General features: G+C 40.5%; 4 protein-coding genes. All 4 read left to right on the top strand.

Annotated features, from left to right (window positions below; genetic code table 11):
- Nucleotides 1–18 precede the first annotated feature (18 nt).
- The 4 genes from WC623_RS15860 to WC623_RS15875 all read left to right on the top strand — a co-directional run bounded on the left by WC623_RS15860 (nt 19) and on the right by WC623_RS15875 (nt 6,289).
- Nucleotides 19–1,650 (top strand): RagB/SusD family nutrient uptake outer membrane protein, encoded by a 1,632-nt coding sequence (locus tag WC623_RS15860; RefSeq protein WP_372852792.1) that lies wholly within the window; start codon nt 19–21, stop codon nt 1,648–1,650.
- Nucleotides 1,651–1,672: 22 nt separating this feature from the next.
- On the top strand, nt 1,673–3,346 hold the full coding sequence (locus WC623_RS15865; protein WP_372852794.1) for a DUF5018 domain-containing protein: 1,674 nt from the start codon (nt 1,673–1,675) through the stop codon (nt 3,344–3,346).
- Nucleotides 3,347–3,450: 104 nt separating this feature from the next.
- The gene (locus tag WC623_RS15870; RefSeq protein ID WP_372852796.1) at nt 3,451–4,845 is read left to right on the top strand and encodes an alpha amylase family protein; all 1,395 of its coding nucleotides are present in this window, start codon (nt 3,451–3,453) and stop codon (nt 4,843–4,845) included.
- A gap of 13 nt (nt 4,846–4,858) precedes the next feature.
- A complete protein-coding gene (locus tag WC623_RS15875; protein WP_372852798.1) occupies nt 4,859–6,289 on the top strand; it encodes a sialate O-acetylesterase in 1,431 nt (476 codons plus the stop codon).
- Nucleotides 6,290–6,529: the final 240 nt, after the last annotated feature.

Below are 6,529 nucleotides of genomic sequence, written 5' to 3' on the forward strand. Positions count from 1 at the left end.
CCTTAAATCTTGATTAAAATGAAAAAATTTATATACAAAGCAGCTCTGATTGTTCTGGCCGCTTTAAGTTTTTCTTCCTGTAAAAAGTATCTGGACATGACACCTACTTCTGCCGCTTCTGATAAACTGGTATGGAGCAAGGTAGAATATGCCGAGTTGGCCATCAACAGCTTTTATCACGACCTGAATTACTTTGGTAATTTCAGCACAGGGCAATCTATTGCAGGTATGACAGATGGTTTTACAGATGCATTTAAATACTCATCGATGACCTATAATGCCTTTATGTATATTCCTAATGAAATTGCATACGGGGGTAGTGTGCTCACACCAAACTATGTGTCTGTTTACCTGGGCAACTGGGCAACAGTTTATGAGCAGGTGAGACGTGTTAACGAGGCTTTGTCAAATCTTAAAAAGTACGGGACTTTTACAGATGCAGATCGCAATCGTCTGGAGGCTGAAATCAGATTTTTCCGTGCTCAGCTTTACTTTGATTTGGTCAAACGTTATAAAGAAGTAATCATTTACGATGAGGACCTTTCAAAAATCACTAAAAATACAGCATTAAGTACTGAAGCCCAGGGCTGGGATTTTGTACAGGCTGATTTAAATTTTGCTACACAACATTTGCTGAACAGTAAAAATCCGAATGGCAGGGTAACCGTTGGAGCAGCTTATGCCTTGTTATCAAGAGCAATGTTATATGCCGAACGCTGGGAAGCAGCAAAGATTGCAGGTGCTAAAGTATTGGAAATTGGCTATGAGCTAACTGGCAATTATGCTGATGCATTTAAAGCTGGAAGTACAGAAGCTATTATGCAGTACAGTTATAATAAGGCATCATTTACACATAGTTTTGATGCCAATTATGCACCGGGTGGCGATCGTAAGGGAGCAGGGGCTATGGGAACGCCTACACAGGAAATGGTGGAGTCTTATGAGCTGAAAACAATTGGTGGCTTCCCCGACTGGACTGCCTGGCACAATACCTCTGGTACTAATGATGAACCACCTTATGCCGATTTAGAACCTCGTTTCCAGGCCAGTATCTTATACAATGGCGCAAGTTGGAAAGGACGTAAAATAGAACCTTTTATTGATGGAACAGATGGCTGGGCAAGCTGGAAGGATGATGCTGTACCGGCTGGACGTACTGTGACCGGTTATTTTTTAAGAAAGATGCTGGATGAAAATATTGACCTGAGTAAAGATGGATCTACACAGCCCTGGACATCATTTCGTTTAGCTGAAGTATTGCTGAATTATGCAGAAGCCTGTTACCGTTCTAATGCTACTACAGATGCGAATGCGGCAGTGCGTAAGGTTAGGGCCAGAGTAGGACTTCCTTATCAGGATAAAAGTGGTTCAGATCTGATGGCTGCCATTATGCAGGAAAGAAAAGTTGAGCTGGCGTTTGAAGGATTCTATTACTGGGATATGAAACGCTGGAAGCTGGCCGAAAGTGCATTTACAGGAAAGCGTGTACATGGATTGAAGATAGAAAAAGTAGGAGCCGGATTTAAGTATACTTATGTAGATTGTGATAAACAGGACCGTAATTTTCCGGCCAAGATGTACCGTATTCCGTTGCCAACAGCTGAAATCACGAACAACACTGCAGTGAAACAATTTCCTGAGTGGAATTAATGCATGATTAAGAAATATAAATATGAGAAAGCACATATTCAATATAATTATAGTGGCTGTAGTTATCCTCACAAGCTGTAAAAAAGCGGTGCATGTACAGCCAACAAACGATGCCAGGGGAATTAATAGCCTGGTAGCTAAGTTTGCTAGTGGTGACCTGAAAGAAATGGAAGCCGTTAAGTTTGATATAATAGGAACTGAAACTGAGTTTGTGATCCCTGTACCCTGGTTTTTCCCGGAAGATAGCGATCATGAAACCACTCCGTACATGAAGGCAATGAAGATTGAAGCTAATCTTGCCAACAATTGCAAAATTGAGCCAAAACTGGGCATATTAGACCTGACTAAGGAGAACTTCTTTACTTTTACAGATCAGCTTGGAAATCAGAAACGGATTTCCATCAGGGGAGAGCGTACCAAATCTAAAAAATCAAGTATTACTTTCTTCAACATTGAATCGGTAGGGGTAACTGGCTTGATTGATCAGGATAAGAAAACAATTTCCTTAATTACAGTTGAAGATTTATCAGCTGTGAATGTAGAGGTTTCTATGTCGGCACATGCAACTTTAGACCGTTCTCTGGAAGGTATGAATCTGAATGCCCCGACTCAACTTACCGTAATTGCGCATGATGGGGTAACTAAAACGACTTATTCCATTATGAAAACGGCTCCGGCTAAAATTACCTATGGTTTTAGAAGTGGTTCTGAAAATTTAAGCTTCAACCTTAACCTGGGTACTTTAGGATATACTGATGGAAGTAAGCCAAGTTTAGCCGCATCGGGTAACTTCCTGGTAGTTTCTACGGCCAATGGACAGGCTCCTAAATATTATAACAGAAGTACGGGTAAGTATGTTGGGCTGATGAATTTAGGCGCTGCAAAGGGCAATGGTTCTGTTGCCAGTGATGGTGCCGGAAATATCATTGTGGCAGATTATACCAATGCTGGTGAAACCTTAAAAATATACAAAACCAATGCGGTAACAACTGCGCCTCAAGCCTTAATCAGCTGGACAAACACCTCCGGTTTCCCTGTAGGAAGTAAAATGTCTGTTTATGGAAATCTGAACGAAAAGGCAATTCTTATTGCTACCTGCGACGGTACTTCCGCTTCTGGGTCGAACAGATTTGTGAGGTGGATAATTACAAATGGAGTGGTAGGAAGTGCTGAAGTCGTTACTGCTGGTGGTATTCCTTTCTGGGGAGCAGGCGTAAACGGTACTAAAGTAACTTCAAGAAGTGCTAATGTTGCCGATGGATCTTTTGTTGGTTTTTACGATGGTGGTGTAAATAACCTTTACTATCTGGATGGAAATAACACAAAAGCATTGAACCTTACCGATCAGGCTTCCGGTAACGGATGGGGCATTAACAACAGTTTAGCCGATGCCAAAGAATTCAATAATGCTAAATATCTGGCTTTCTACTGTCCAAGTCATTTCCCTGGATGGGGCATTTCTTCGGAGTTATACATTTATGATGTTTCTTCAATGGGCAACTTTAAAGGCAATGTAGATAAAACCAGTGCTTTGGTGTTTTCAGCTAAATATGGTGTTGTAGGAAATGCAGTCTCGGCTAGTGGCGATGTGCTAATTGCCCCAAGTACCGATGGCTATAAAATGCAGGTCTTTACCATTGATTTTAATGCAGGCAATCTGGCTTGTTATGAATTTAATTGTGTTGACGTAAAATAAATAATGGTGGATATGGAAAGGGACTAATTGTGTAAAAAACAATCTATAATCCTTTCCATGCCACTGCTTTTGTGAAATTATTCAAAGTATAAAACTAACCGAATATGAATAGGAAGAATTTCTTGATGGCTGCAGCTGGTCTGGGCCTTTTTGGGGTTACCTCGTCCTGTAAAGAAGATAGTAAGGCTATAGAATGGATCTGGGATAAAAAAAACGACCCGGATCAATCTGTAAAACCGAGATATATCTGGATTGATGCTGCGGCAAATTTTCCAGATTATGCGAACAGTAAGGAAAATATTAAAAGAGATCTGGGGAAACTGGCCGATGCAGGGATTACTGATGTTGTGGTTGATGTACGCCCAAGTATGGGGGATGTGCTTTTCAACTCTTCGCAGGTACAACAAGTGAAAAAATTAGATGTGTGGTCGTCGGGCTCATACGGATTTGTGGAACGTACAGCAACATGGGATTATCTGCAGGCGTTTATTGATGAAGGACATGCTTTAGGGCTTAAAATCCATGCAGCAATAAATACGTTTGTTGCTGGAAACAATTATGCATATGGATTGGGGCAGCAGGGGATGCTGTTCAGAGAAGGGACTAAAAAAGAATGGGCAACAACTTTAAACCTGCCGGGAGGATTGGTAAATGTAATGGATATTACCACTGCCCAGGATCCTAATAACAGTTATGGAACCAAGTTTATCAACCCTGCGAACGATGATGTACAACAGTATATGCTCAACATTATCGGCGACCTTGCCAAGTATAATATTGATGGGCTGATATTAGATCGTTGCAGATACAATGATTTTGTCTGTGATTTTTCTGCCGTAACAAAACAAAAGTTTGAACAATACATTGGTGAAACAGTTACAAATTTTCCAAATGATATCATTGTTCCGGGGACACCCTCTTACCCTTTGCCAGCTACTATGCCCAAGCATTTTAAGAAATGGATGGAGTTCAGGGTAAAGACGATCCATGATTTTATGGTAAAGGCAAGGGAGCGTGTAAAGTTGACAAATGATAAAATACAATTTGGCGTATACGTAGGGGGATGGTATTCTACCTATTATGATGTAGGGGTAAATTGGGCCAGTCCTAAATACAATACCGCGCAGTTTTATCCGGCCTGGGCAAGTCCTGGTTATAAAGATTTCGGCTATGCCGATCATATGGACTTTGTATTAATTGGTGCTTATGCCCCTAGCGATCGTATTTATGGTTCGGGTGAGTGGACTGTAGAAGGTTTCTGCAAAAATGCCAAAACCTTAATGCAAGGAGATACAAAAGTTTCGGGTGGACCTGATGTTGGAAATGGGGATGGTTGGGGAAATGGTGGTATGGATGCTGCGGTGACCAAAACTGTTGATGCAGCAATAAATGCAGGCGACGGTTATTTCATTTTTGACATGGTCCATGTTAAAAGGTATAATTACTTTGCAGCCTTAAAAACAGGGATTGACAATTATCTGAATAGTATAAAAAAATAAGCTAATTTAATCAATGAATAAAATAACTAATCTTTTCATTATAGTACTGTTATGCAGTGTTGTTACGCCGCTGAAAGCAAAAATTAAGCTGAGTACTGTATTTGGAAATCATATGGTTTTGCAACAACAGGCAAACGTGACTTTTAAGGGATATACCAATGCAAATAAACGTGTAAAAGTTAGGGTTGGCTGGAATACAAAAAAGTATACGGTGGTAGCCAATGCATCTGGATATTTTGAGATTACGGTGCAGACCCCTGAATCTGTTGCAAAACCATATGAGATTAGTTTTAATGATGGGGAGGAATTACTGTTAAAAAATGTACTTATCGGGGAAGTATGGTTTTGTTCCGGACAATCGAATATGGAAATGCCGGTAAAAGGTTTTCGCGGTCAGCCGGTTTTTGGTACTTTAAAACATATTGTAACAGCAAATCCTAACAGAAAGATAAGGCTATATACGGTAAAACATGCCTGGAACACCATGCCACAGGCGGAAGGGATTGTGGGAGAATGGAAAGAGCTATCCTCAAAAGACGTAGCTGAGTTTTCTGCAACTGCCTATTTTTTCGGAGATATGTTGGAGCAATCGCTCGGTAGCCCGATTGGTCTGGTCAACTGCTCCTGGAGTATGTCGAAAATTGAAACCTGGATGGATAAGGAAAGCCTGGTAAACACAGGAGGGATAAAATTTCCGGATATCAATCAAAAGGAATTTGAATGGCCCGCAGGAACACCTACGCTTTTATGGAATGCTATGGTAAATCCATGGAAAGGATTTCCGGTTAAAGGGGTGATCTGGTACCAGGGGGAAGCCAATACTGGTAATCCGGGCTTGTATAAAGAATTGTTCACTGCAATGACAAAGCAATGGAGGACATTTTTTGAGGCTCCTGAAATGCCATTTTACTACGTTCAGCTAGCACCCTGGCAATCGGGCGGAAAAGATTTGATGGATTGGGCATATTTCAGACAGGCACAACTTGAGCTGATGAATGAAATTCCAAATGTGGGAATGGCAATAACCGCTGATCTGGGAAGTGAGATTTTTATTCATCCACCTCATAAAATTGAAGTAGGACAGCGGTTGGCTTACTGGGCATTGGCGAAAACATACGGCAAGGAAGGCTTTCAGTATTCCGGACCCATATTTAAATCTGCCAGTTTGAAAGATACTGTTGTAGAACTGGCATTTGATTTCGGGAAGGATGGGCTAAACCCCGAAAATGAAAAAATTACTGGATTTGAAATCGCCGGTAAAGATGGTGTTTTTAAGAATGCTGAAGCATTAATACTCAATGGTTCAGACCGTGTTAAAGTGTGGTGCGAGCAGGTTAAAGAGCCGGTAGAAGTACGCTATTGTTTTAACAATTATAAAATTGGGAATTTATACAATAATGCAGGTTTACCTGCTGCTCCTTTCCGTGCATTAATCAGTAAGTAGGTTGTAATTGTCTGATAGTTAGTTTTTAATGCGGTCTAGGGTTATGACTTGTATGAGTCTTGTATGACTCTCCTATGAGTATGGTATGACTCTATATGACCTGTAGTCATTTAATGTCTTATCCGTATATAGCTATACATGTTATTGATTTAATTTTGAATTGACTATACACACAAATTTGTTATTTCTGTCTGAGCTATACAAGTTGAATTTTTGTTTATTTTGTATTTTTTGGGCTTC

It is taken from the genome of Pedobacter sp. (assembly GCF_041645105.1).
GTDB lineage: Bacteria > Bacteroidota > Bacteroidia > Sphingobacteriales > Sphingobacteriaceae > Pedobacter.